The 24,889-nt window shown below is 71.1% G+C and carries 22 protein-coding genes; 18 read left to right on the forward strand and 4 right to left on the reverse strand.

The window, feature by feature from the left end:
* Positions 1-91: 91 nt before the first annotated feature.
* Complete coding sequence (locus ACFYL4_RS18245) at positions 92-1,300, reverse strand: MFS transporter (protein ID WP_387519436.1); 1,209 nt, start codon at positions 1,298-1,300, stop codon at positions 92-94.
* Positions 1,301-1,387: 87 nt separating this feature from the next.
* Positions 1,388-1,990 (reverse strand): TetR/AcrR family transcriptional regulator, encoded by a 603-nt coding sequence (locus ACFYL4_RS18250; protein WP_387519438.1) that lies wholly within the window; start codon positions 1,988-1,990, stop codon positions 1,388-1,390.
* A 209-nt stretch (positions 1,991-2,199) separates the two neighbouring features.
* On the opposite strand from ACFYL4_RS18250, the gene ACFYL4_RS18255 reads away from it, so the two are divergent.
* From ACFYL4_RS18255 to ACFYL4_RS18275, 5 genes are all read left to right on the forward strand, one after another.
* Entirely contained in the window at positions 2,200-2,481 is a 282-nt protein-coding gene (locus ACFYL4_RS18255; protein ID WP_387519633.1) for an acylphosphatase, read from the forward strand.
* A gap of 371 nt (positions 2,482-2,852) precedes the next feature.
* Positions 2,853-3,044 carry a hypothetical protein gene (locus ACFYL4_RS18260; protein ID WP_357767298.1) on the forward strand — a complete coding sequence of 64 codons (192 nt, stop codon included), beginning with the start codon at positions 2,853-2,855 and terminating at the stop codon, positions 3,042-3,044.
* Positions 3,045-3,471: 427 nt separating this feature from the next.
* Positions 3,472-7,020, forward strand: coding sequence for a chromosome segregation protein SMC (gene smc, locus ACFYL4_RS18265; protein ID WP_387519440.1), 3,549 nt, complete (start codon positions 3,472-3,474; stop codon positions 7,018-7,020).
* Between the two features lie 33 nt (positions 7,021-7,053).
* Positions 7,054-7,548, forward strand: a complete 495-nt coding sequence (locus ACFYL4_RS18270) for a hypothetical protein (RefSeq protein WP_387519442.1) — start codon at positions 7,054-7,056, stop codon at positions 7,546-7,548.
* 160 nt (positions 7,549-7,708) lie between these two features.
* On the forward strand, positions 7,709-8,095 hold the full coding sequence (locus ACFYL4_RS18275; protein WP_387519444.1) for a hypothetical protein: 387 nt from the start codon (positions 7,709-7,711) through the stop codon (positions 8,093-8,095).
* Between the two features lie 67 nt (positions 8,096-8,162).
* Here the strand turns inward: ACFYL4_RS18275 and ACFYL4_RS18280 are convergent, their stop codons facing one another.
* A complete protein-coding gene (locus ACFYL4_RS18280) occupies positions 8,163-8,444 on the reverse strand; it encodes a 50S ribosomal protein L7/L12 (RefSeq protein WP_387519446.1) in 282 nt (93 codons plus the stop codon).
* Positions 8,445-8,628: 184 nt separating this feature from the next.
* A complete protein-coding gene (locus ACFYL4_RS18285; protein WP_387519448.1) occupies positions 8,629-11,289 on the reverse strand; it encodes a S8 family serine peptidase in 2,661 nt (886 codons plus the stop codon).
* Positions 11,290-11,949: 660 nt separating this feature from the next.
* On the opposite strand from ACFYL4_RS18285, the gene ACFYL4_RS18290 reads away from it, so the two are divergent.
* The 13 genes from ACFYL4_RS18290 to ACFYL4_RS18350 all read left to right on the forward strand — a co-directional run bounded on the left by ACFYL4_RS18290 (position 11,950) and on the right by ACFYL4_RS18350 (position 24,887).
* Positions 11,950-12,951, forward strand: a complete 1,002-nt coding sequence (locus ACFYL4_RS18290) for an ABC transporter substrate-binding protein (RefSeq protein WP_387519450.1) — start codon at positions 11,950-11,952, stop codon at positions 12,949-12,951.
* Positions 12,952-13,026: 75 nt separating this feature from the next.
* A complete protein-coding gene (locus ACFYL4_RS18295) occupies positions 13,027-14,058 on the forward strand; it encodes a FecCD family ABC transporter permease (RefSeq protein WP_387519452.1) in 1,032 nt (343 codons plus the stop codon).
* An 89-nt stretch (positions 14,059-14,147) separates the two neighbouring features.
* Entirely contained in the window at positions 14,148-15,338 is a 1,191-nt protein-coding gene (gene ftsY, locus ACFYL4_RS18300; protein WP_357767320.1) for a signal recognition particle-docking protein FtsY, read from the forward strand.
* Between the two features lie 271 nt (positions 15,339-15,609).
* Positions 15,610-16,953, forward strand: a complete 1,344-nt coding sequence (locus tag ACFYL4_RS18305; protein ID WP_357767323.1) for an ammonium transporter — start codon at positions 15,610-15,612, stop codon at positions 16,951-16,953.
* 408 nt (positions 16,954-17,361) lie between these two features.
* Positions 17,362-18,573 carry a hypothetical protein gene (locus tag ACFYL4_RS18310; protein WP_357767326.1) on the forward strand — a complete coding sequence of 404 codons (1,212 nt, stop codon included), beginning with the start codon at positions 17,362-17,364 and terminating at the stop codon, positions 18,571-18,573.
* A gap of 183 nt (positions 18,574-18,756) precedes the next feature.
* Positions 18,757-20,355, forward strand: a complete 1,599-nt coding sequence (ffh, locus tag ACFYL4_RS18315; RefSeq protein ID WP_387519455.1) for a signal recognition particle protein — start codon at positions 18,757-18,759, stop codon at positions 20,353-20,355.
* A 269-nt stretch (positions 20,356-20,624) separates the two neighbouring features.
* Positions 20,625-21,080, forward strand: coding sequence for a 30S ribosomal protein S16 (rpsP, locus tag ACFYL4_RS18320; protein ID WP_357767332.1), 456 nt, complete (start codon positions 20,625-20,627; stop codon positions 21,078-21,080).
* 2 nt (positions 21,081-21,082) lie between these two features.
* On the forward strand, positions 21,083-21,325 hold the full coding sequence (locus tag ACFYL4_RS18325) for an RNA-binding protein (protein ID WP_017580734.1): 243 nt from the start codon (positions 21,083-21,085) through the stop codon (positions 21,323-21,325).
* Between the two features lie 142 nt (positions 21,326-21,467).
* A complete protein-coding gene (rimM, locus tag ACFYL4_RS18330) occupies positions 21,468-21,989 on the forward strand; it encodes a ribosome maturation factor RimM (RefSeq protein WP_357757928.1) in 522 nt (173 codons plus the stop codon).
* An 11-nt stretch (positions 21,990-22,000) separates the two neighbouring features.
* The gene (gene trmD / locus ACFYL4_RS18335; RefSeq protein WP_357757930.1) at positions 22,001-22,816 is read left to right on the forward strand and encodes a tRNA (guanosine(37)-N1)-methyltransferase TrmD; all 816 of its coding nucleotides are present in this window, start codon (positions 22,001-22,003) and stop codon (positions 22,814-22,816) included.
* Between the two features lie 175 nt (positions 22,817-22,991).
* Positions 22,992-23,351 carry a 50S ribosomal protein L19 gene (gene rplS / locus ACFYL4_RS18340; RefSeq protein WP_357757933.1) on the forward strand — a complete coding sequence of 120 codons (360 nt, stop codon included), beginning with the start codon at positions 22,992-22,994 and terminating at the stop codon, positions 23,349-23,351.
* A 62-nt stretch (positions 23,352-23,413) separates the two neighbouring features.
* Positions 23,414-24,289, forward strand: a complete 876-nt coding sequence (gene lepB / locus ACFYL4_RS18345; RefSeq protein ID WP_357757936.1) for a signal peptidase I — start codon at positions 23,414-23,416, stop codon at positions 24,287-24,289.
* Positions 24,290-24,554: 265 nt separating this feature from the next.
* Positions 24,555-24,887 (forward strand): DUF2469 domain-containing protein, encoded by a 333-nt coding sequence (locus ACFYL4_RS18350; RefSeq protein ID WP_357757939.1) that lies wholly within the window; start codon positions 24,555-24,557, stop codon positions 24,885-24,887.
* The last annotated feature ends 2 nt before the right edge of the window (positions 24,888-24,889 follow it).

Consider the following 24,889-nt stretch of genomic DNA (forward strand, 5'->3'; position numbering starts at 1 on the left):
CTTGGGCGAGGGAGTTCAGGTGTTGCGTCACAACAAGACCATGGGCTCCCTCGCCTCATGCTCAGACCACGCACCCCTGGGAATTACTCATCTAGGCGGAGTCGGCCCTCGTGCGCCGCGCGGGGTCGGACAGCGCGGGCAGGATCGTGAGGACCGCCAGGACCGCGAGGCCGAAGCCGAGGACGATCGGGGCGCGCAGACCGTGGTTCGGGATGAGCGCGGACCCGGCGGCCGACCCGATGATCACGCCGAGGGTGATGAACGAACCGTGCACGGTGTTCACCAGCGGTGCCGTGCTCCCCGCCCGTTGGACGCGTACCGCCATCGCGGGATTCATCGTGACCCCGACCAGGCCGATGCCGAGCACGAACGCGAGGGCCAGCGGGGGCGTGTCGGTCAGGAGCGCGAATCCCGCCAGGAAGAGCGCGTTCAGCCCCGTGCCGACCAGCAGGGTGGGGATGGTTCGGGTGTCGGCCAGCCGCCCCACCACGACGTTGCCCACCAGGGTCGCGGCTCCGTAGGCGAGCAGGAGCAGGGGCACGGCGCCCTCGGCGAACCCGGTGACCTCGGTGAGGATCGGGCTGAGGAAGCTGAAAACGGAGAACGTCGCTCCGATGATCAGGGTGCTGGAGACGAGCGCGAGCAGGAACCGGGGGCGGCGCAACACCGCGAGCTCCGAGCGGGTCCCCGCCGTGTCGGCGGCGTCCCCGGGGTCCCGGGCGGGGTCGCGCACGAGGGCGAGGGTCAGGGCGGCCGCGACCACGGTGATGACGGAGATCGCCCAGAACGCCGACTGCCAGCCGAACCGGCCGCCGATCAGGGTCGCCAGCGGGAGGCCGAGCAGGGTGCCGAGCATCAGCCCGTTCATCACGACCGAGACGGCGCGTCCGCGCGTTCGCGCGTCGACCAGCTGGACGCTCATGGACACGGCGATGCCGAAGAAGGCCTGGGAGGCGGCGCCGCTGACGATCCGGGCGGCCACCATCATCGGGTAGCCGGTCGCCAGGGCGGCCGTGACGTTGCCGACCAGGAACACGGCGAAGACGGTCATCAGCGCCGTTCGGGGCGGTACGCGCAGGAGGGCGAGGGCGAGGAGCGGGCCGCCGACGGCCATCGCGGCGGCGAAGACCGTGACGAGGTAGCCGATCTGGTTGATCCCGGTGCCGAGGTCCCGCGCGAGCTGGGGCATGAGGCCCGCGACGGTGAACTCGCTGGTGACCATGGCGAAGACCCCGGCGGCCAGGACGTGGACGGCGGTGGGGACCGCCTTCGTGGTGGGGGGTGCCGTGGTGGTGGTCAAGGCGGGCGCCTTTCTGTACTTGATAATCCAAAATGAGCGCAGGGGTGAACGAGGGCGGGTGGGGGAGCCGCCCAGGGGGCGATCCGGTCAGCCCAGGAGGGCGGCCAACCCGACGAGGGCGATCTTGTGCAGGGTCTCGGGGTCCGCGCCGGTCTGCGCGGTGACGCGCAGCCCGGAGATCACGGTGTTGACGAGCATCGCGCCGTCCTCGGGGTCGGGGCCCCCGGCGATCGAGCCGTCGACGCGGCCCGCCCGGATGGCCCCCGCGAGGAGGCCGGTCCGCTCGCGCAGGTCGCGTTCGAGGAGGCGTGCCACACGGGCGTCCCGTGCGCGCAGGTCCGGGTCCATGAGGCTCTGCACGACCATGCATCCGGCCCCGTGGCCGTGCCCGGCGGCCTCCCGCTCCTCGCCGACCACGAGGTCGACCAGGGCGCGTAGCCGTTCGGCGCCCGGCCGCGTGTCGTCGGCCAAGACCGCCCTCTGGCGCTGCCTGATGGTGTCCGTGTAGTGCTCCAGGGCGCGGACGAAGAGTTCGTCCTTGGAGACGAAGGCGTTGTAGAGGCTGCTGCGCCGCACGCCAGCGGCTTCGCAGAGCTGTTCGGTGGAGGTCTCGGCGAAGCCGTGCGCGCGGAACTCGCGGGCTGCGGCGTCGAGTACCGACGTCTCGTCGAACGTGCGTGGTCGGGCCATGTCCGCCAGCGTACACGGTTCTGGATTCCATAATCCATATCGCGCGGCGCCACGTCGACGTGGAGGGGGCGGTGGGCTGGGACCGGACGTCCCCTAGTGTTCGTGCACGCGGACCGTCCGTGCGTTCCGGGGGTACCCGTACGCGACCGGTGGGCGTGTCGGTGAGAAAAGTATCTCCGTGAGGTAAGGGAGGATGTGGGGTCGTGGGTATGGAGGGAGAGCCCGTTCGTCTGACCGCGTGGGTGCGCGGACGGGTCCAGGGTGTGGGTTTTCGCTGGTGGACGCGGGCTCGCGGGTTGGAGCTCGGGCTCACCGGAGCCGCCACCAACCTCGACGACGGTCGGGTGGAGGTGGTTGCCGAGGGGTCACGGGAGAGCTGCGAGAGGCTCCTGGGGCAGCTGAGAAGCGGCGAGACCCCGGGAAGGGTCGATTCCGTGGTGGAACGCTGGGCTCGGCCGGGGGGTTCCTTCGACGGTTTTGTCGAGCGGTGAGTATGCTGGAGGCGTAACGCGGTTCGAGCATCGACCGTGGGGCGGCTCGACCGGGCAGCAGACGGGTGCCGCGACACACGGAGACCACCGCGCCAGCCGTTCGAGGGCGGCGCGTTCCGGCGTCAGTGTCGGGGGTGGGTCACGTTCTGACCGTGCGGTGCCACGTTCCCTGGCTGTTCCTGCCTGGTGTGTGGTCGTTACGGACTGTTGTAATCCAATCTTGACCAGTCGCGCGCGGAGTGAGACTCTGGAAGACACACCGCGCAACTTCCGACCGTGGAGTCGCCCCGCGACAACCCGGGGCTACGGGTACACACGGGGACACGTATGCGCGCATCCCAACTGGTCACTCAGTGTGGAGGACCCACATCATGGCGAAGGCTCTGTTCGGCCACGTCGGCGGCTCCGACCCTCGTATGGTCTCGGAGATGCGACGGCTTCAGAAGCGGGTACGCGACCTCGAAGACGAGATCGGCCGTCTTCAGTCACAGAACGACCAGCTCAGCATGGCCGTTACCGACGTCGCCTCCGGTGCGACAGACCGCGAGCCCGCGCTCGCCTGACACCGTGACGCCGTGAGGGCCGTGCACCACGGCCCATGGGCGGCGCACGAACGATGATCCACTGACGGGGACGCCGCGGCCACACTGGCGTCCCTGGCCGGTCATCCCGGACCGTCGTGGAGACGACACGGATCGGTCCGTGCCTTTGGTGTCCCGAACGGGACCCGAAACCGCACTCGCTTTCCCTTCCCTTGCGGTTACCTTTACCGTTGTACCCGGCGGCACCCCACGCAACCCTCCGTGTTCACGCGGGGCGCGCGCGTTCGCCGTACCACCGGTCGGCCGCCCCTCCCGGGGCTGCCGAAACCGGGTTCCACACCCGCTTGTCTCCCAACGTCGCACGTCACACGCGGCTTCATGGCACCCTTGGTGTCGGCCCCGTGACGAACGCACGTGGCGAGGACGGTGAACGTCGTGGGAGGCGTGGGTGTACCTGAAGAATCTGACGCTGCGCGGCTTCAAGTCGTTCGCGTCGGCCACCACCCTGCGCTTCGAACCCGGCATCACCTGCGTCGTGGGGCCCAACGGCTCCGGTAAGTCCAACGTCGTGGACGCCCTCTCCTGGGTGATGGGCGAGCAGGGAGCCAAGTCCCTGCGCGGCGGCAAGATGGAGGACGTGATCTTCGCGGGCACCTCCACCCGCCAGGCCCTGGGCCGAGCCGAGGTCAGCCTCACCATCGACAACACCGACGGCGCGCTGCCGATCGACTACACCGAGGTCACCATCAAGCGGACGATGTTCCGCAACGGCGGCTCCGAATACGCGATCAACGGCGACACCTGCCGTCTGCTCGACATCCAGGACCTGCTCAGCGACTCCGGCATCGGCCGGGAGATGCACGTCATCGTCGGCCAGGGGCAGCTGGACACCGTCCTGCACGCCGGGCCCGAGGACCGCCGCGCCCTCATCGAGGAGGCCGCCGGCATCCTCAAGCACCGCAAGCGCAAAGAGCGGGCGATCCGCAAGCTCAACGCGATGCAGGGCAACCTGGACCGCGTCACCGACCTCACCGCCGAGCTCCGCCGTCAGCTCAAACCCCTGGGCCGACAGGCCGAGCTGGCCCGCCGGGCCGCCGTCATCCAGGCCGACCTGCGCGACGCCCGGCTCCGCCTGCTCGCGGACGACATCGTCACCCTCACCGACCAGCTGGCCAAGGAGGAGGCGGACGAGAAGGAGGTCCTGACCCGGCGCGGAGCCGCCGAGACCGCCCTCAACCAGGCGCAGGCGCGCGAGGCCGAACTGGAGGAGCGGGCCACCGCCGCGGCCCCCGCCCTGACCCGGGCCACCGAGACCTACCACGCGCTCTCCCGCCTCACCGAACGCCTCGACGGCGTGCGCGGCCTGGCCACCGAACGCCACCAGAACCTGATCGCCGTCCAGGGTGAGGTCGTCCAGCGCCGCGACCCCGAGGAACTGGAGATGGAGGCCGAGGAGGCCGCCGCCCAGGAGGAGGAGCTCCAGACCCGGCTGGAGGAGGCCCGCGAGGTCCTGGAGACCAGTGTCACCGAGCGCGCCGCCGCCGAGGACGCCCTGCAGCGTGAGGAACGCCGACTGGAGGCCGCCTCCCGCGCGGCCGCCGAACGCCGTGAGGGCATCGTCCGGCTGTCCGCCCGGGTTGAGGGCCTGCGCGGACGGCTGACCTCCAACGAGGCCGAGATCACCCGGCTGGAGGAGGCCGCCCGGCAGGCCGCGGAGCGCGCCACCGCCGCCCAGGACGAGTACGAGATGGCCGCCGAGGAGTCCGCCGGACTCGACGAGGGGGACGCCGAACTCGACGAGAGCCAGGAGCGCTTCGCCCAGCGGCTCTCCGCGGTGGAGTCCGAGCTCAACCAGCTCCGCGACACCGAGCGCTCCGCCGAGGGCGAGCGCGCCGCCCTGGCCGCCCGCAAGGAGGCCCTCGAACTCGGTCTCGCGCACAAGGACGGGGCCGGCACCCTCCTGGAGGCGGGGCTCCCGGGCATGCTCGGCGGCCTGGCCGCACTCGTCCAGGTCGAACCCGGACACGAGACCGCTGTGGCGGCCGCCTTCGGGGTGGCCGCGGGGGCGGTCGCGGTCCGCGACGAGGACAGCGCCGCCGCCGCCCTGGAACTGCTCAAGTCCGAGGACGCCGGTCGGGCCGGGATCGTCGTGGCCCGCGCCGTGCCGTCCGCCGACCGCGCCGACTGGCCAGACCTGCCCGGTGACGGGCGCTACGCCGCCGACGCCGTCACCGCGCCCGACCACCTGCGCGACGCGGTCACCGCGCTCCTGGACCGGGTCGCCCTGGTCCCCGACACGGCGCGGGCCCGGGCCCTGGTCTCAGCGCTGCCGAAGGTCCGCGCGGTCACTCCCGAGGGTGACGTGTTCGCCGCCGCCATGGTCCACGGCGGAACCGCCGCCGCGCCCAGCCTCCTGGAGGTCCAGGCGGCGGTGGACGAGGCCGCCGAACGTCTGGAGGCCGCCACCGAGGCGGCCAAGCGCGTCGCCGTGGAGCTGGAGGAGAAGAAGCGCGAGCGGGCCGAGGTCGCGGCGGCCGCCGAGGAGGTCACCGCCCGGCGCCGCCAGAGCGACCGCAGACGCAACGAGTCCGCGCAGCGTCTGGGCAAGCTGGGCGGGCAGGCCCGTTCCGCCGAGGCCGAGTCCGAGCGGTACGCGGCCGCCGCGGCCAAGGCGGCCGCCGCCCGGGGCGAGGACGCCCAGAAGCTGGAGCGGCTGGAGGAGGAGCTGGCGGAGGCCGAGGAGATCTCCGCCGCAGTGGAGGAGGAGGCGCCCGACGCCGACCACCGCGACGAGCTCTCCGCCCTGGCCTCCCGGGCCCGCGCCGCCGAGATGGAGCGACGACTGGCCGTGCGCACCGCCGAGGAGCGGGCGCGCTCCATCGCGGGCCGGGCCGACGCCCTGCTGGCCCAGGCCGCCGAGGAGCGTCGGGCGGTGGAGCGCGAGGCCGAGCGGCGCCGCGACCGGGCCGCCCAGGCCACGGTCGCGCGGGCCGTCGTGGAGAGTGCCCGGCTCACACTGGAGCGGATCGCCGTGTCGCTGGCCGCCGCCGAGACCGAACGGGTCGCGGCCGAGGCCGAGCGCGAGGCCCGCGACGGCGAGCTGAAGACCGTGCGGGCCCGGGTCCGCGAGCTCTCCGTGGAGCTGGAGAAGCTCACCAGCTCCGCGCACAGCGGCGAGGTGGCGCGTGCCGAGCGCCGTATGCGCCTGGAACAGCTGGAGACCAGGGCGTTGGAGGAGCTGGGCGTGGACGTGCCCACCCTGATCGCCGAGTACGGTCCCCGCGTTCCGGTGCCCCCGGCGGCCGACGCCGACGAGGACGCGATCCCGCTGCCGTACGTTCGTGAGGTGCAGGCCAAGCGGCTCAAGGTCGCCGAGCGGCAGCTCAACCAGCTGGGCAAGATCAACCCGCTGGCGTTGGAGGAGTTCGCGGCCCTGGAGGAGCGCCACGCGTTCCTGAACGCGCAGCTGGAGGATCTGAAGAAGACCCGCCGCGACCTGATGGAGATCGTCGCCGAGGTGGACGCCCGGGTCCAGGAGGTGTTCTCGTCCGCCTACCTGGACGTGGAGCGCGAGTTCGCGGCGATCTTCGGGCGCCTGTTCCCCGGAGGTGAGGGGCGGCTGGTGCTGACCACCCCCGAGGACATGCTCACCACGGGTATCGAGGTTGAGGCCCGGCCGCCGGGTAAGAAGGTCAAGCGGCTGTCCCTGCTGTCCGGCGGCGAGCGCTCGCTCACGGCGGTGGCGTTCCTCGCGGCCATCTTCAAGGCCCGCCCGTCGCCCTTCTACGTGATGGACGAGGTCGAGGCCGCCCTGGACGACACCAACCTCCAGCGCCTGCTGGTGATCTTCGAGGAGCTGAGGGAGTCCTCGCAGCTCATCGTGATCACGCACCAGAAGCGCACCATGGAGGCGGCCGACGCCCTGTACGGCGTCACCATGCAGGGTGACGGGATCTCCCAGGTGATCAGCCAGAAGCTCGACCGCCCCGCCTCGTGACGGTCCGCGACGGATCGGTACCCTGCCTCCGTCGTGCCGGATCACCGTGAGGAGTGGACCGTGGAGCCCCAGGACGCCTTCAATCTGACGGGCGCGGTCCTGCTGACCGTGCTCCTGGTGGGCTTCCTCTGCTGGCCGAAGAAGGTGGAGCGGCCGAAGGGGGACCGGCGGTCGCTGATCCCGCTCAGAGTGGCCGTGTGGGTGGCGTACGGGGTCATGGTGCTCCTGCTGACGACCGACGTGGCCTGGCCACAGTTCCTGACGGGGGTCTCCTCACAGTCCGAGGGACCGGACTGCCCTCCGGTGCTCGGCCGAGCCGCGTGGGTGCTGACGCCGCAGGGGGTCAGTGAGGCCACCTGCGCGGGGTTGGCCAATGCCCGGGTGGGTTGGGCACTGCTGTTCGGGGTCGTCGGCACCCTCTTCTTGGCGGCCCTCACCCGGGCGCGCGTCCTGGCCGACGTCGCCGCCTCGGCCGGGAGCCCCGCCGCCGGGCGTTCGGTCGGCGACGAGCCTCCGCGCTCGCCCTGACCCCTTCGGGTCCCGGTGGAGGTCGACCGGTGCGCGGCGGTCGGGTGGCGGAGGTCACTCTGACACCGGTGCCCCGACGCGGCTCCCGGCGTGCCGTGGGCCCTAGCCTGGCGGTTGCAGTGCCAGCACCAACCCCAACCTTCAGGTCGAAACGGACGCCGTGTTCTTCATCCCCCTCGTGCTGTGGGCCCGACAGCGGATGCGCCACTTCCCCGGCGCGGTCCGCGCCAGTATGGCGGTCGGGGGCACCGGTGTGTTCACGATGATGCTGCTCCTGGGCACCTCGTACCGCGTGCAGCCACCGCCGGGCGAGGAGGGGCGCCTGCGCTGCTCTCCGGTCGTGTGGGTGGGGCCCGCCCTGTGGGACGACCGCCGCGACTGGGGCGAGGACATCGAGCAGATGATCCGACAGGAGTGGGTGGACTCCTCCTGCTCGGAGCGGCAGAAGAGCCGCGCCATTCTGTCGTTGGCGCTGGCCCTGCCCTCCAGCCTGTGCTTCGCCTACGCTCTGGTGAAGCTCCCGCGGCCCAAGGACGGCGAGTCCTAGCCGGGGTCTGGAGCCAGACCCCGGCTCTGTGGCCGTTCCCTGGTCGAGGGCCGGAGCCGTTCCTCCGTCAGGGCTGGTCGAGGCTGCCTGTGCAGCGGGCCTCGTCTTCGGCCATCCGGCTCTCTTCGGCCTCGCGTTCCAACAGCTCCCGTACCAGGTCGGCGAAGCCCCGGCCCGGGTCGGGTGCCGGGGTCCAGCGCCCCGTCTCAATGGCCTCGGCGAGTTTCCTGGCTCTGACCAGGCCCATCCCGGTGAGTTCCCGGATGCGCATGATGGCCTGGACCTTGCGGTTGGTCAGCGTGAGGTGCAGGATCTCCTCGTACTCGGCTTGGTTGAGCGCCGCGGGCACGGGTCAGTGCCTACGGAAGAAGTCGCGAAATCCCGACATGGCTGGGTGTGTCCCTTCGGATTGGGGGGGTTGGGCGATGGCCCGATCTCGCAGTGTACGCCCGGTCTCCCACGACCCCGATACGTCGGCGGGGCCGCCCTCCCGGAGGGGAGGACGGCCCCGCGACGACCACGAGCGCTCCGGATCAGCCCCGGTCGATGGTGATGACCGGCGAGGTCCAGGTCTCCCAGTGGTCCGGGTTGTCCGGGTCGCCGAGCGCCTTCAGCGCCCGGGCCCGCAGACGGTAGTCACCGTCGCGGACGTCGGTCACCCGGTCGCGGGAGTCCACCACGGTGCCGTCCCAGACGTAGCTGAAGAACGACGTGCTGGTGGCGCTCCGGTTGACGTGGTCGACACTGACCGCCAGGTTGCGGTCCGGGTGGACCGGACGGCCGGTGCGTTCGTCGACCACGGTCATCTCCAGCCGGGTGACGTGGTGGTCGAAGTGGGCGATGACGTACGGCACGTCCGGTAGGCCGTCCACCCAGTCCATCGTGTAGGTGGCCCCGTCCGGCTGGTTCCGGAACGCGCCGCCATTGCTGTCCGCGCACTCCAGGCCCGTGAAGACCGAGCACTCGGTGATGCGGGTCAGCCAGGGCAGCTCGTGGACGTTCCCGTTGGCGTCGGTGATCGGGGTCATCGCCTCGATCTCCTGGTAGTCGCCGTTGTAGGCGGCGTAGGGAACGCGGACGGTCGCGTCCGTGCCGGTCTCGGTGACCTCGACGTAGCCGCCATAGACCATCTGCGCGTGGTCGCGGGCGGGCGGAGTGACGGTCACGTCGACGTCGGTGGAGGCGCCGGGGGCGAGGGTCACCTCGTCGGTGCTGAAGGCGACTCCGGCGTAGGTGTCGTTGAAGGACGGCGCGTAGGTGTCGCCGTGCGTGCCCAGCGCGGGGGCGTGCGCGATCGCGTAGGTGGCCGTCTCCTCACCGTCGTTGGTGATGGTGACGCTCTCGGTCACCGGTCCCTCGGTGGCGCCCAGCGGCAGCTTCGCGGGGGTCAGCGCGGTGGTGGTCAGGATCGAGCCGGGGACGTCGAGCATGCCCGCGCCCTGGCGGTGGACGTTGTCCAGGACACCCAGGTCCGGGTTGCCCCACCACGCCGTGGGGTTGGCGGTGTTCTGGAGGACGCCGCGCACGTCGTGGGCGGCGAGGTCGGGACGTGCCTCCAGCAGCAGGGCGACGCCGCCCGCGACGTGCGGGGACGACATCGAGGTGCCGCTGACGGTCGCGTAGCCGCCCTTGGCCATCGGGTAGGTGGAGTTGATCAGTCCGCCGGGCGCTCCCAGGTCCGGCTTGATGTCCAGGTCGGGGGACATGCCGTAGGAGCTGAAGCTGCTGATCAGGCCGCCGGTCGGGTTGGGGATGGTGGTCTCCTCGCCGGTCCAGGTCAGGGTCACGGGGCCGCCGCCCTCCAGGAGTTCGCGCAGGTGCGCCCCGGCCTCGTCGGAGACTCCCACGGCGAACGCGCCCTGGTCGACGATGCCGCCGCCCGCGAACATGCCCGGCAGGTTGTTGTGGATGACGACACCGGTGGCCCCGGCGGCCAGCGCGGCGTCGTACTTCTCGCCGAAGGTGCACTCGCCCCGGACCATGAGGGCGGTGCGGCCCTCGGGGTCCCCTTCGAGCTCGTCGCCCGCTGCCAGGCAGCCCCGGCCCACGTACACGAGTTCGTCGGTCTCGCCGGACGTCGGCGGCAGCACCGCGTCGTCCATCTCCATGTAGGCGATGGTCTCGCCGCTCTGGGTGACCTCGGCGCCACTGGCGCGGATGTGGGTGTTGTCGTAGGCGGCGACGCCGATCACGTCGGCGCCCAGACCCGGGGCTCCGGCGGAGTAGAGCCCGGAGGCGCCCTCGTTGCCGATGGAGGCCACGACCACCATGCCCTCGTCGACGAGGTTGTTCGAGGCGACGGCGGTGGGGTACTGCGGCCAGGAGTGGGCGGAGCCCACGCTCATGTTGAGCACGTCCATGTCGTCGGCGAGCGCCCGCTCCATGGCGGCGATCATGACGTCGGAGGTGGTGGAACCGGTGCACCCGAACACCTTGTAGGCGCCGAAGGTGACGTCGGGCGCGACCCCGGTGACCTCTCCCTGGGCACCGATGATGCCCGCGACGTGGGTGCCGTGGCCGTTGCAGTCCTGCGGGTCGTCGTCGGGGACGGGGGTGCTCTTGGCCGGGTCGCTGGCGTTGAAGTCGTCGCCGACGAAGTCGTATCCGGTGACGACGCGGCCGGTCGGGAAGCCGCCCGGGCCGCCCAGGTCTGGGTGGGTGTAGTCGACGCCCGTGTCCATGACGGCCACGCGCAGGCCCTCGCCGGTCAGGCCGAGCTCGCTCTGGACGACGTCCGCGCCGGTCATGCCCAGGGCGGTGTCCATGTCGGGTGAGCTGTCGTCGTGGTCGGGGATCTCGTGGCGGACGACGGGGTGGATCGCGGCGACGCCGGGGATCTCCCGAGCCGTGGTCACCTGGGCGTCGTCCATCTCCACGGAGAGGCCGTTCCACAGTTCGCCGAACGAGAGCCGTTCGGTGTACTGGAGGCCGATCTCCTCGGCCTCGGCGCGGAACTCCTCGTGCTCGTCCTCGACGAGCGCGGAAGCCGTTCCCTCGGAGGTGGGAGGGCTCGCCAGTTCGATGAACCACAGGTCCTGGACCTGGTGGGTGAGTTCGCCGTTCCCGGACGTGGGGGCCGGGTGGAGGGGCGCGAGTTCCGAGCCCTCGTCGGCGTGGGCGGGTGTGACCGCGACCAGGCCGGCGAGCAGTGCCAGCCCGGCGATCGGTGCCAGGCGTGACGGGTTGGGTGCCACCTTGTCAACACTTCCCTTCTCGTGCGCGCCTCAGGACATGGGGGAACGGCATCCGCCGGGTGCGGAGGTACGCGCACGGGGGATACGCCGTCTGTCGTCCGTGATTCGGATAATCGGCGCGCATGGCAACGAGATCATTGCCGTGTGCGATACAGGTGTCAATGTGCTTTGAGGATCAATATGGCCACGTAGGAGATCCAAGTGGCGCGTATTTCCCCTTGGGTCACACAAGCAATAAAGGGGACATAAAGCGCTTGGTCGGATAAAAGTGAACAGAAATCCGGGGCGTGGGCCTCGGTACCGCGCTCCGGAGTACCGCTCCCAGCGGCGTTCTCCCGGGGAAGCCACAGGTCGCGGCGCTGCCGAGCGTCCGGCCCCGCGGTGTGGAGGCGCCCCGGGGCCCGGCCGGGCCGCCGAGTAGAGTGGAGGGGTTGTGCCGCCCGTCGGTGGCACGACGGGTGTCGAACGAGCGAAGTCCGGTACCGCGGCCGACCCGGCCCGCGAAATCCGGCGCTGCCCCGCAACTGTGACGCCCCGCGCCCGCGCGGGGACGAGCCAGGTCGCCTCCTCGGCACCGACGAACCCCGTCCTCGTGGGAAGGACCGGCCGTCCCCGACCGGGTCGTGCTCTTTCCCCTGTTCACCGAAGGAGCACCGCACCGTGCGGATCGCCCGTCACCTCCCCGTCGCACTCCTGGGCGCCACCCTCGCCCTCACCGCCTGCGGCACCACCGACGCCGAACCCGAGTCCGAGCCCGCGCAGGACAACGGGACCGCCTCCGCCGGGTGCGGGGCCCCCGAGCCCGCGGCCGACCGCGCCTCCGTCGGCGACGGCACCTTCCCCGTGACCGTGACCGACGTGGTCGGCGACGTCACCGTGGAGGCCGCGCCCGAGCGCATCGTCTCGCTCTCGCCGAGCAACACCGAGATGCTGTTCGCCATCGGCGCGGGCGACCAGGTCGAGGCGGTCGACGACTACTCCGACTACCCGGCCGAGGCCCCCACCACGGACCTCAGCGGATTCACGCCCAACGTCGAGGCGATCAGCGAGTACGACCCCGACCTCGTCATCCTCGCCGACAGCGCCGTCGACACCGCCGACCAGCTCGAAGCGGTCGACATCCCCGTGCTGGTCCTGCCCGGTGCCGCCGGGCTGGAGGACGTCTACGCGCAGATCCGCCTGCTCGGCGACGTCACCGGCCGCACCGATGAGGCCGACACCGAGGCCGACCGGATCGAGTCCGAGATCGGGGAGATCGTCGAGGCCGCCTGCGCCGAGATCGGCGGCACCGAACTGACCTTCTACCAGGAGCTCGACGACACCCTGTTCTCCGCCACCTCCGGCACCTTCGTCGGCCAGGTCTACGACGCCTTCGGCCTCGTCAACATCGCCGACCAGGCCGACGACGGAGAGAGCGGCGGCTACCCGCAGCTGTCCGCCGAGTTCGTGGTCGAGGAGGACCCCGACCTCATCTTCCTGTCCTACGGCGACGAGTCGTCCGTGGACGCGGTCGCCGAGCGCCCGGCCTTCGACACCGTCTCCGCGGTCGAGAACGGCTCGGTGTACCTCCTGGACGCCGACACCTCCTCCCGCTGGGGGCCGCGCGTGGTCGACTTCGCCCGCTCCGTGGGCGAGGCGGTCACCGAGTCCGCGAACCAGTAGGACCGACACCGCCCGCCGGACCCGGGAGCCTCCGGGCCCGGCGGGCGACGGGGGAGAGAGCGAGGAGGGCGGGACGTGAAGGGCTTCGGGGTTCCCCTGGGCTGGGTCCTGGGCGGTGCGGCCGCCCTGTTCGCCGCCGGGGTCCTCGGCGTCGCGGCGGGAGCCGCGTCGATCTCCGCGGCCGACATCCTGCGCCACCTGCTCAGCCTCCTGCCGTTCGGTGTCGAGACACCGCTCACCGAGAGGCAGGAGGCGCTGCTCATGGAGCTGCGCCTGCCCCGCGTGGTGATGGGCGCCGTCGTCGGCGCCCTGCTGGCCACGGCGGGCGGCGCCTACCAGGGCGTCTTCCGCAACCCCCTGGCCGACCCCTTCCTGCTCGGCGCCGCGGCCGGCGCGGGGCTGGGCGCCACGATGGTCATGGTCTTCGGCCACGAGGTGCTCGCCGACCCGCGGGCCCTCGTCCCAGTGGCGGCCTTCGTCGGGGCACTGGCCGGGGTGGCCGCCGCCTACCTGCTCGGCTCCACCGCCGGGGGAGGGGGAACCGCCGCCCTCGTCCTGGCCGGGGTCGCCGTCTCCTCGTTCCTGTCGGCCGCCCAGACCCTCGTCCAGCAGATGGGCGTGGACCAGCTGCAACGTATCTACGCGTGGCTCCTGGGCGGTCTCGGCCGGGGCGGCTGGGACGACGTCCGCCTCATCGCCCCCTACGCCGTCGTCGGCCTCGTGGTCCTGCTGGTGTCCGGCTACCTGCTCGACATGCTCGCACTGGGCGACGACAAGGCCGTCAGCCTCGGCCTCAACCCCGTCGTCGTGCGGATGGTCGTGATCGCCGCCGCCTCCCTCGCCACGGCGGCCGCCGTCTCCGTCAGCGGGCTCATCGGCTTCGTCGGCATCGTCGTCCCGCACATCGTGCGCCGCCTGGTCGGTTCCAACTACCGGGCGATCCTGCCCGTCACCGTCCTCATGGGCGGGGCCTTCCTCGTCCTGGTGGACATCGTGGCGCGCACGGTGGTCGCCCCCGCCGAACTCCCCATCGGTGTGGTCACCGCCTTCCTCGGGGCCCCCTTCTTCATTCTCATCCTGCGCACCACGCGCCACCGCGGCACCTGACACCGCCGACACCGCCCCCCGACCGTTCCCGGCACGCCACCGGGGCGTGACACGAACGCGTCGGACACTCTGGGAGACTGGTGAACGCTATGGACATCACCTTGCTCGTCAGCATCATCGTCGTCGTCGCCCTCCTGGCGGTTGGTGGGTTCTTCCTGGTCAGGGCCGGACGCTCGGTCAAGCCGAGTGAGGAAGAAGCCAAGCCCGAGGTCACCGGGGAGCCCGGTGCCGCCGCCCCAGAAGAAGACCGTGAGAGGGACGGGGAAGCGGCCCAGCGGCCCCCCGCCCACGCCCCTCCGGCAGAGGAGGCCGCGGCTCCCGCCCCGGCCGAGCCCGCCGCCCCCGAGATCGAGACCCCCCCGCCGTCGGCCGGGCGCATGGTCCGCCTGCGCGCCCGCCTGGCCCGCTCACAGAGCTCCTTCGGTCAGGGTCTGCTCAGCCTGCTCTCCGCCAAGAACCTGGACGAGGACACCTGGGAGGAGATCGAGGACACCCTGATCACCGCCGACATCGGTGTCACCTCGGCCACCCAGATCGTCGAGAACCTGCGCACCCGGGTCAAGGTGCTCGGCACCCGCGAGACCGGCGAGGTCCGCGCCCTGCTCCGCGAGGAACTCCTCAAGCAGATCACCACCGACGCCGACCGCGCCGTGCGCACCGAACCCCACGGCGACAACCCGGCCGTCATCATGATCGTCGGCGTCAACGGCACCGGGAAGACCACCACCACCGGCAAGCTCGCCCGCGTCCTGGTCGGTGACGGGCGCAGCGTCGTGCTCGGCGCCGCCGACACCTTCCGCGCCGCCGCCAGCGAACAGCTCCAGACCTGGGGCAGCAGGGTCGGCGCGCCGGTCGTCCGCAAGGAGGAGGGCGCCGACCCCGCCAGCGTGGCCTTCGACGCCGTCGCCCGGGGTATCGACGACGGCGCCGACACCGTGATCATCGACACCGCGGGACGCCTGCACACCAAGACCGGCCTGATGGACGAGCTGGGCAAGGTCAAGCGCGTCGTGGAGAAGAAGTCCCGGGTCGACGAGGTCCTGCTCGTCCTGGACGCCACCACCGGCCAGAACGGCCTGCGCCAGGCGCGCGTGTTCGCCGAGGTCGTCAACGTCACCGGCATCGCCCTGACCAAGCTCGACGGCACCGCCAAGGGCGGCATCATCGTCCAGGTCCAGCGCGAGCTGGGCGTGCCCGTCAAGCTCGTCGGGCTCGGCGAGGGCCCCGACGACCTCGCGCCCTTCGACCCCGAGGTCTTCGTGGACGCCATCCTCGGCTGAGCCGAGGCCAGCGCCCGCCGCACCCTCGCGGCCCCAGCGGCCGGACCCCCAGAGACGGGGTCCGGCCGTTCGTCGTCTCCGGGAGCACACCCCGTTCACGTCGGCTTAACACCCCCGCCCGTGCTTTTACGGACGCGCAACACGTCGGGCCCGGCCGGGAAACACCCCGGTCGGAGAGTGGTCGCCGTGGCCGGCGCACCGGACCCGAGGACGTGCCCGGCGTCCGCCGCCACCCACGACCATCCCCCGTCCGTGCAACGGAGGCGACGACATGATCGACACCGGCAACACCGCGTGGCTGCTGATGAGCGCCGCGCTGGTGATGCTCATGACCCCGGGCCTGGCCTTCTTCTACGGAGGCATGTCACGGGCCAAGAGCGTCCTCAACATGATGCTGATGAGCTTCGGCAGTATCGCCGTCGTCAGCGTCCTGTGGGTCCTGGTCGGCCACTCACTGACCTACGCGCCGGGCTACGGCGCCCTCGACCTGTTCGTCGGCGGACTCGACCACGTGGGCCTCACCTCGCTCCTGACCGAGGTGGAGCCGGTGGACGGCACCGACGGCGGCTACCCGCTGCTGGTCGACGCGGGCTTCCAGCTGATGTTCGCGGTCATCACCGTGGCCCTGATCAGCGGTGCCATCGCCGACCGCGCCAAGTTCGGCGCGTGGCTGCTGTTCGCTCCGGTCTGGGCGCTCCTGGTCTACTTCCCCGTGGCCCACTGGGTGTGGGGCGGCGGTTGGATCGCCCGGATGCACGAGTTCACCGGGCTGCCCGAGGTGATCGACTTCGCGGGCGGCACGGCCGTGCACATCAACGCCGGCGCCGCCGCCCTGGCGCTGGTGCTGGTCCTCGGACGCCGCAAGGGCTTCGGCGCCGAGTCGATGCGCCCGCACAACCTGCCGTTCGTGCTGCTCGGCGCGGCCCTGCTCTGGTTCGGCTGGTTCGGCTTCAACGGCGGCTCCGCCTACGCCGCCAACGAGCAGGCCGCTCTGGCCCTGGTCAACACCCAGGTCGCCACCGCCGCCGCGACCGCCGCCTGGATGCTGGTCGAACGCCTGCGCCAGGGCCGGGTCAGCGCCCTCGGCTTCGCCTCGGGAGCCATCGCCGGGCTGGTGGCCATCACGCCCGCCGCCGCCAACGTCACCCCGGTCGGGGCCATCGCCGTCGGCGCCCTGTCCGGCGCGGTGTGCGCCTACGCCATCAGCTGGAAGTTCCGCTTCCGGTACGACGACGCCCTGGACGTCGTGGGCGTCCACATGGTCGGCGGCGTCGTCGGCTGCCTCGCGCTCGGGTTCCTCGCCTCCCCCGCCGTCCCCGGCGGTGGCGACGCGGGCCTGTTCCTCGGCGGAGGCCTCGGCCTCCTCGCCGCCCAGACCGTCTCGGTCCTCGGCGTCATGATCTACACGTTCGTCGTCACCTGGGTCCTGGCCAAGGTCATCGACCTGCTCATCGGCTTCCGGACCACCGAGGAGGTCGAGACCAACGGTCTGGACCACGAGCTCCACGCGGAGTCGGCGTACGCCTTCGACGAGCTCGACGAAAGGGAGGGAGAGACCGCCTCCCCGCCGACGCCTCCGGGCGGGGAGACGGCCCCATCGGGAGCCGGGACCTAGCACTCAACGGTGAGGAGCCCGGTCCCGGACCACCGGCACGGTGGGGCGGAACACAGGGGCCGACGGGGGATTTCTCCCCGTCGGCCCCGTTCGCGTTCTGGCTGCTCCTTCGCCCGTGGCCCGCGGATTCCGCTGATATGCGCGTGTTCATGGAGTGGTGTTGGCAGAGGTGCGCGCTCGTGTTCGGTACCCTTTCCGGGCGGCGCGGCGGCCAGCCCGGTTTCGGGGGAACGGCGGCAAACGCCGGGTCGGGCCGACCCACGGGCCCACCGGACGCGACCGGCGGGGGCCGCGCACGCATCCCATGTCGCGGAGAGGCGGGGCGGTGACACCGCCCGGGGACCTCCCGACGACCTTTCTTCACGCGCATTCGAATCAGCACCCCACAGGTCGGGGTCAGGAGGCAAGATGGCGCCGGTTACTCACAACAGGGGTCGCGCGGGCGGACGGCTCGCCCTCGCCGCGGTGGGCACGATCACCGCTCTGGGACTGGCCGGATGCGGTTTCGGCGGCGGTGACGACGAGCCCGCCCCCACCGAGGAGACGGCGGCCCCGGTCGACGCCGCGCCCCTGCTGGAGAAGGCCCTCACGGACCTGGCCGACTACCCCGCGCTCACCGCGGACGGGCAGGTCGCCCCCTCCGTGGGCGGTGACGTCCAGGAGGCCACCATGACCGTCGCGGACGGCGGTGCGACCAACGGCACCGTTCGCGCCAACGGGGTCGAGGCGGAGCTGGTCGCCGCCGACAGCAAGATCTTCCTGCGGGCCGGTGAGGAGTTCTGGCTCGACAAGAACGTCTTCGGGCCCGACAGCGACCAGTTCGACGGCACCTGGGTCCGCTCCTCCACGGCGCAGGCCGGGATCAACCCGCAGAACACGCTCGCCCCGCCCGCGCTCTCCGCGATCCTCCAGGAGATCGGACTGGAGGGAGAGGACGCCGTCGAGGAGACCCTGGACGACACCCGCGCCTACCGGCTCGACCTCAACGGCGAGCGCAACCAGGTGTGGATCGACGCCGAGACCGAGCAGCTCCTGCGCATCGAGATCGAGGAGCTGGTCCCCGAGGGTGCCGAGAAGGGCCCCCAGGTCAGGTTGGACATCGCGCGGGCCGACGAGGCCGCCGCCGAGGAGCTCTACGACACCCTCACCACCCTCACCGAGGAGGAGCTCACCGACTCCCGTGACGCGCGCATCGAGGTGAGCTGGGACGGTCAACCGCAGATGGAGTGCGCCGACGGCCCGCACTGCACGTGGTCCGGCACCGTGCACGACGCCGGAGCCTCGGGCAGCGGCACCGTCCTGGTCCGCATGGACGTCACCTTCACCCAGGAGCAGATCGGCGACGAGACCTGCACCGACAGCGGCTCCCTCGAAGCGGGCGGCACGCTCGCCCTGTCCTGTGACGCCAACTACAACATCGTCACCGCCGAGCCCAAGACGTACGAGGACATCCAGGGCGAGGCCCGCCTGTCCACGCGTGGTCTGAGCGGCGGCCAGCAGGAGGAGATGCTGGCCGCCCTGACCGAGCAGCGCGAGGCCACCCTCTCGGGCGACGCCGAGGAGTCCGAGGGCGCGGAGGCGAGCGAGGGCACCGAGGCCGAGGAGACCGAGGGCGAGTAGTGCCCGCACGGCCTCGCCGGTCCTCACGAACCGGCCTCGGGGCACGACGGACGGGGGCGGGGACCCGGGTCCCCGCCCCCGTCGCGCGGGGACGGGCCCCGGCCGGACCTGGGCCTCGTGCCCGGTCACGGCGGGGCGGTACGCTAGGAAGTCAAACCCGACGACGAAGGACTGGCCACACTCGTGTTCGAGACGCTTTCCGACCGGCTGACATCGGTCTTCTCCTCGCTGCGCGGCAAGGGGCGGCTGTCCGAGGAGGACATCAACGCGACCGCGCGCGAGATCCGTCTCGCGCTGCTCGAGGCGGACGTGGCGCTGCCCGTGGTCCGCGAGTTCATCTCGCGGATCAAGGAGCGCGCCCGGGGCGAGGAGGTCTCCAAGGCCCTCAACCCCGCCCAGCAGGTCATCAAGATCGTCAACGAGGAACTGGTCGAGATCCTCGGTGGCGAGACCCGGCAGATCCGCTACGGCAAGACGCCCCCCACCGTGATCATGCTCGCGGGTCTCCAGGGCGCCGGTAAGACCACCCTCGCGGGCAAGCTCGCCAAGTGGCTGACGGCCGAGCGCAACACGCCGCTGCTGGTCGCCGCCGACCTCCAGCGCCCCAACGCCGTCACCCAGCTCCAGGTGGTCGGCGAGCGCGCGGGTACGCCCGTGTTCGCCCCCGAGCCGGGCAACGGCGTGGGCGACCCCGTCGACGTGGCCCGTGAGTCCATCGAGCACGCGCGGCGCAACAACCACAACGTGGTCATCATCGACACCGCCGGGCGCCTCGGTGTGGACACCGAGATGATGCGGCAGGCCGCGGACATCCGCGACGCGGTCAATCCGGACGAGATCCTCTTCGTCGTCGACGCGATGATCGGCCAGGACGCGGTCAACACCGCCCAGGCCTTCCTCGACGGGGTCGGCTACGACGCGGTCGCGCTCACCAAGCTCGACGGTGACGCGCGCGGCGGCGCGGCCCTGTCCATCCGGCACCTCACCGGCCGCCCGATCATGTTCGCCTCCACCGGCGAGAAGCTCGAGGACTTCGACCTCTTCCACCCGGACCGGATGGCCTCGCGCATCCTGGACATGGGCGACGTCCTCACCCTCATCGAACAGGCCCAGCGCACGTTCGACGAGGCCGAGGTCGAGAAGATGGCCTCGACCATGGCCTCGGACGACGACTTCACGCTGGACGACTTCCTCCAGCAGATGTCGATGGTCCGCAAGCTCGGCCCGATCGGCAACCTGCTCGGCATGATGCCCGGCATGGGGCAGATGCGCGAGCAGATCGACAACATCGACGACAAGGACCTGGACCGCATCCAGGCCATCATCCAGTCGATGACCCCGGGCGAGCGCGCCAACCCGAAGACGATCAACGGCTCCCGCCGTCTGCGCATCGCCAACGGTTCCGGAACGCAGGTCAGTGACGTCAACGGCCTGGTCACCCGGTTCTTCGAGGCGCAGAAGATGATGCGCAAGATGAAGAGCGGCGGCGGCATGCCGGGAATGCCCGGGATGCCGGGCATGGGCGGCAACAAGAAGAAGGCCAAGGCCCAGGCCAAGAAGGCGAAGAAGGGCAAGCAGCGCAGCGGCAACCCGATGAAGGCCCGCCAGCAGGAGGCCGACCGCGCGGCCGAGCGCAAGCGGCGTCAGGAGGAGGGCGGCCAGGAGGCGCCCCAGCTGCCCCCCGGCCTCGGCGGCGGTGGCGGTGGCCAGCCCACCCTCCCGCCCGGCTTCGGCGGCCCGAACATGCCGGACCTGTCCAACTTCAAGCTGCCGAAGCAGTAGCCGACGCGGTACGGCGACGGTGAGAACCGCCACGCGGCCCGCCCGGGTCTTCCCGGGCGGGCCGTCGTCGCTCGGGAACCGGGCCGCGCGCACGGTGGTGTCCTGTCCAAGGAACACGTCGGCGTCTGGCACAATGAGTAGTCGACTAACGGTGGCCGGGTCAGCCCTCTAACTAACCCGCCGCCCACGTCCTGCCTCGACGGGTTCCACAACCCCACGTGGGCCGCCCATCAGGCGCTAACACCGTTATACGGGAGAAGACCACTCCAGTGGCTGTCAAACTGAAGCTCAAGCGTATGGGCAAGATCCGTACGCCCCAGTACCGTGTCATCGTCGCCGACGCCCGCAACAAGCGTGACGGCAAGGCGATCGAGGAGATCGGCAAGTACCACCCCAAGGAGCACCCGAGCCTCATCGAGGTCGACTCCGAGCGGGCCCAGTACTGGCTGTCCGTCGGCGCCCAGCCGACCGACGCGGTGAAGGTCCTCCTGCGCAAGACCGGTGACTGGCAGAAGTTCAAGGGCCTGGCCGCCCCGGCTCCGCTCCAGGTCGCCGAGGCCAAGGACCCCGAGGCCAAGGAAGCCGCCTTCCAGGCCGCGCTGAAGGAGCTCGTCCTTCCCGGTCAGGAGAAGAAGACCAAGAAGGCCGAGAAGAAGACGGACAAGGCGGCCGACAAGCCCGCCGAGACCGCCGAGGCTGAGAAGAAGTCCGAGGGCGAGGCCTAATCGTGCTGGAAGAGGCGCTTGAGCACCTCGTGAAGGGGATTGTCGCGAACTCCGACGACGTCCAGGTGAGAGCCAAGCGGCTCCGCAAGGGCAAGGTCTTGGAGGTCCGGGTCCACCCGGACGACCTCGGCAAGGTCATCGGCCGCAACGGCCGGACCGCCAAGGCACTGCGGACCGTCGTCGGCTCTCTCGCCGGCGGCCGGTACGTCCGCGTGGACCTGTTGGACCTGAACGAAGTGCGCTGACGCGCCTCTGGGGGCGCCGACCGCTGACGGTCGGCGTCCCCGCACTCGTGCCCGGGGACCGTGTGAACGGCCCCGGGCACGGCCATCCCCGGGGCGGTTCCCCGCGCGGGGACCGAAGAACGACCGAAGGAAAGCACTGCTCATGCGACTCGTGGTGGGCCGGATCGGCCGCGCGCACGGTATCCGCGGCGACGTCGCCGTCGACGTGCGCACCGACGACCCCGAAGCCCGGTTCCGGGTCGGCTCCGTCCTCCAGACGGACCCGACCGCGACCGGCCCGCTGAAGGTGGCCGCCACGCGCCGCCACAGCGGCAGGCTGCTCGTGCGCTTCGAGGGCACCGCCGACCGCGACGCCGCCGAGACGCTGCGCGGCACGCTCCTCATGGTGGACTCCGAGGACATCGCCCCCCTGGACGACCCCGACGAGTTCCACGACCACGAACTGATCGGCCTCACCGCCGTCACCACCGAGGGCGTGACCGTGGGCGAGGTCGGGGACGTCCTCCACCACGCGCAGGACGTGCTGGTCATCACCGCCGAGACCGGCGGACACGAGATCCTGGTCCCGTTCGTCGCGCCCCTCGTTCCGGAGGTCGACGTCGCGGGCGGCCGTATCGTGCTCGATCCGCCGCCCGGCCTGCTCGACCTCCAGAACACCGACTGAACGAGTACGCAGTGCGCATCGACATCATCAGCATCTTCCCCGACTACTTCGCCCCCCTGGACCTGTCGCTGATCGGCAAGGCGCGTGAGGCGGGCCTGCTCGACGTACGCGTCCACGACCTGCGCGACTGGACCCACGACCGGCACAACACCGTCGACGACACCCCCTACGGCGGTGGCCCCGGCATGGTCATGAAGCCGGAGCCGTGGGGCGAGGCACTCGACGCGGTCGTGGCGGAGCGGCCCGCCCGGTTGGTGCTGCCGACCCCGAGCGGACGTCCCTTCACCCAGGCCGACGCCGAACGCCTCGCGGGCGAGGAGCACCTGGTCTTCGGGTGCGGCCGCTACGAGGGGATCGACTCCCGGGTCGCCGTCGACGCGGCGCGGCGGATGCCGGTCGAGGAGATCAGCATCGGCGACTACGTCCTCAACGGCGGTGAATCGGCCACGCTGGTGATGGTGGAGGCCATCACCCGTCTGCTCCCCGGGGTGCTCGGCAACCGCGAGTCCCACGTCCAGGACTCCTTCGCCTCCGGTGGTATGGAGCACCTGGTGGAGGGGCCGGTGTACACCAAGCCCGGAACCTGGCGGGACCAGGAGGTGCCCCCGGTCCTGTTGTCGGGCAACCACGGTGCCGTCGACCGCTGGCGCCGCGACCAGGCACTGCGCAAGACCGCCAGGAACCGGCCCGACCTGATCGCCGCCACCCCCGACGACGGCTTCGACCGGCGGGACCGGGAGGTCCTGGACGAGGTCCGGGGTCCGTCCGGGGGCGCCGAAGGTGGTGAACGACCGGTTCGGGACGGCCGGGATCATGTGGCAAACTAGGTGAGTTCCCCCCTGGTGATCCCCAGGCATCCGCATGCCGGCGGTACGACGTCGGCCTCTGTGTCGGTCACCGGGTGGTTCGACTGTTCAGACCCAACAGGGCCTCGCCCGCGCATCCCCTCTCCGGAACAGCCGGAGGGCAGGACGCGGCGCGCTATTGATGAGGATTCGCGAGATGCACACCGCCATTCAGGAGCTTGAGAAGGCTCAGCTTCGCACCGACGTTCCGGAGTTCCGCCCCGGTGACACCCTCAACGTGCACGTCCGCGTGACCGAGGGCAACCGCACCCGTGTCCAGGTCTTCAAGGGTGTCGTCATCCGCCGTCAGGGCTCGGGCAACCGCGAGACCTTCACCATCCGCAAGGTGAGCTACGGCGTGGGCGTGGAGCGTACGTTCCCCATCCACACCCCGGCCGTCGAGAAGTACGAGGTCGTCGCCCGCGGTCGCGTGCGTCGTGCCAAGCTGTACTACCTGCGCGACCTGCGCGGCAAGGCCGCCCGCATCCGCGAGCGCCGCGAGCCCGTCACCAAGTAGGTCCTGGCTGATCGGGCCGGAACCACGCCGCCCCACCGGGCGGCAGGATAGGCTTTCGGCCGATGAGCAAAGACGAGAGGGACCTCGGCTCGGACGCGGTCCCGGACGAGGATTCCGCCCGGCCCGGCCCGGAGGAGCGCAGCTCCGCCACTGGCTCCCAGACGCATGAGCGCCTGGGGGCCAGTGGTGTATCCGACGCCGATGGCCAGGGGCCGGAGGAGAGAGCTGACGCCGACATGAGCCAGTCCCAGAGCAGTGCCAAGAAGGGGTCGTTCTGGAAGGAACTGCCCATCCTGATCGTGATCGCCCTCGTGCTGGCGTTCGTGATCAGGACCTGGGTGATGCAGGCGTTCTACATCCCCTCGTCGTCGATGGAGAACACCCTCCTCGTGGGTGACCGGGTCCTCGTCAACAAGGTCGTCTACCAGGTGCGCGACATCGAGCGCGGTGAGGTCATCGTGTTCAACGGCGACGGGTCGTGGGACGATCCCACCGTCGTCCAGCCCCCCGAGTCCACCAACCCGGTCAGCCGCGGCTTCACCTGGGTCCAGCAGCAGCTCGGCGCCGCCCCCACGGGCAAGGAGTACATCAAGCGGGTCATCGGCCTGCCCGGTGACACCGTGGAGTGCTGCGACGAGCAGAACCGCGTACTGGTCAACGGCGTCCCCCTGGAGGAGGGCGCGTACCTGTACCCGGGCAGCGTGGAGAGCCACACCGAGTTCGGTCCCATCGAGGTGCCGGAGGGGTACCTGTGGCTGATGGGCGACCACCGGGCCATCTCCTACGACTCCCGGATGAACCAGAACAACCCCGGTGGCGGTGCCGTTCCAATCGACCACGTCGTGGGCCGGGCCTTCGTCATCATCTGGCCCTTCGGCCAGGCCGGCTCCCTGGGCGTGCCGGAGGGCTTCGAGCGGCTGGACGGGTCCGACGGCTGATCCGGCGGACCGGGTGGTCCCGGGAGGCCCCCGGGCGCGGCGACGGGGCGCGCCGGTTCCGGCCGGGGTGACCGATCCGTCGAAGGAATTCCGCCCGACGGGGTACAGAAGTCCGTTCCGTGACGCATGATGGAACTCGGATCGTATCGGCGTCCCCCGATCGCGCGGTGCCTCCTCCGGCGGGAACGAGCCGGCGGCGGGGGTGTCCGTGTCAGGAGGACCGGCACATCGTGACCGGAGAGTGCTGACGAAAGCGAGCGCGCACATGAGTTCTGAGGACCTGGAGAAGTACGAGGCCGAGATGGAGCTCCAGCTCTATCGCGAGTACCGCGACGTCGTCGGCCTGTTCGGCTACGTGGTGGAGACCGAGCGCCGTTTCTACCTCACCAACCACGTCGACCTCCAGCCCCGATCGACCGAGAACGGGGAGATGTACTTCGAGGTCGTCATGGAGGACGCCTGGGTCTGGGACATGTACCGCCCGGCCCGGTTCGTGCGCAACGTGCGCGTGGTGACGTTCAAGGACGTGAACGTCGAGGAGATCACCAAGTCCGACCTGGAGATGCCCCCGACGGACGGCGGCAGGGCCGCCGAGTAGCC

Origin of the sequence: Nocardiopsis sp. NPDC006938, from assembly GCF_042869555.1 — a bacterium.
Taxonomy (GTDB): domain Bacteria; phylum Actinomycetota; class Actinomycetes; order Streptosporangiales; family Streptosporangiaceae; genus Nocardiopsis.

Coding starts and splice junctions, on each gene's coding strand:
- ACFYL4_RS18250 (WP_387519438.1), bottom strand. CDS start 1,990: ATGGCCCGACCACGCACGTTCGACGAGACGTCGGTACTCGACGCCGCA.
- ACFYL4_RS18255 (WP_387519633.1), top strand. CDS start 2,200: ATGGAGGGAGAGCCCGTTCGTCTGACCGCGTGGGTGCGCGGACGGGTC.
- ACFYL4_RS18260 (WP_357767298.1), top strand. CDS start 2,853: ATGGCGAAGGCTCTGTTCGGCCACGTCGGCGGCTCCGACCCTCGTATG.
- ftsY (WP_357767320.1), top strand. CDS start 14,148: ATGGACATCACCTTGCTCGTCAGCATCATCGTCGTCGTCGCCCTCCTG.
- ACFYL4_RS18305 (WP_357767323.1), top strand. CDS start 15,610: ATGATCGACACCGGCAACACCGCGTGGCTGCTGATGAGCGCCGCGCTG.
- ACFYL4_RS18310 (WP_357767326.1), top strand. CDS start 17,362: ATGGCGCCGGTTACTCACAACAGGGGTCGCGCGGGCGGACGGCTCGCC.
- rimM (WP_357757928.1), top strand. CDS start 21,468: ATGCGACTCGTGGTGGGCCGGATCGGCCGCGCGCACGGTATCCGCGGC.
- rplS (WP_357757933.1), top strand. CDS start 22,992: ATGCACACCGCCATTCAGGAGCTTGAGAAGGCTCAGCTTCGCACCGAC.
- lepB (WP_357757936.1), top strand. CDS start 23,414: ATGAGCAAAGACGAGAGGGACCTCGGCTCGGACGCGGTCCCGGACGAG.
- ACFYL4_RS18350 (WP_357757939.1), top strand. CDS start 24,555: ATGAGTTCTGAGGACCTGGAGAAGTACGAGGCCGAGATGGAGCTCCAG.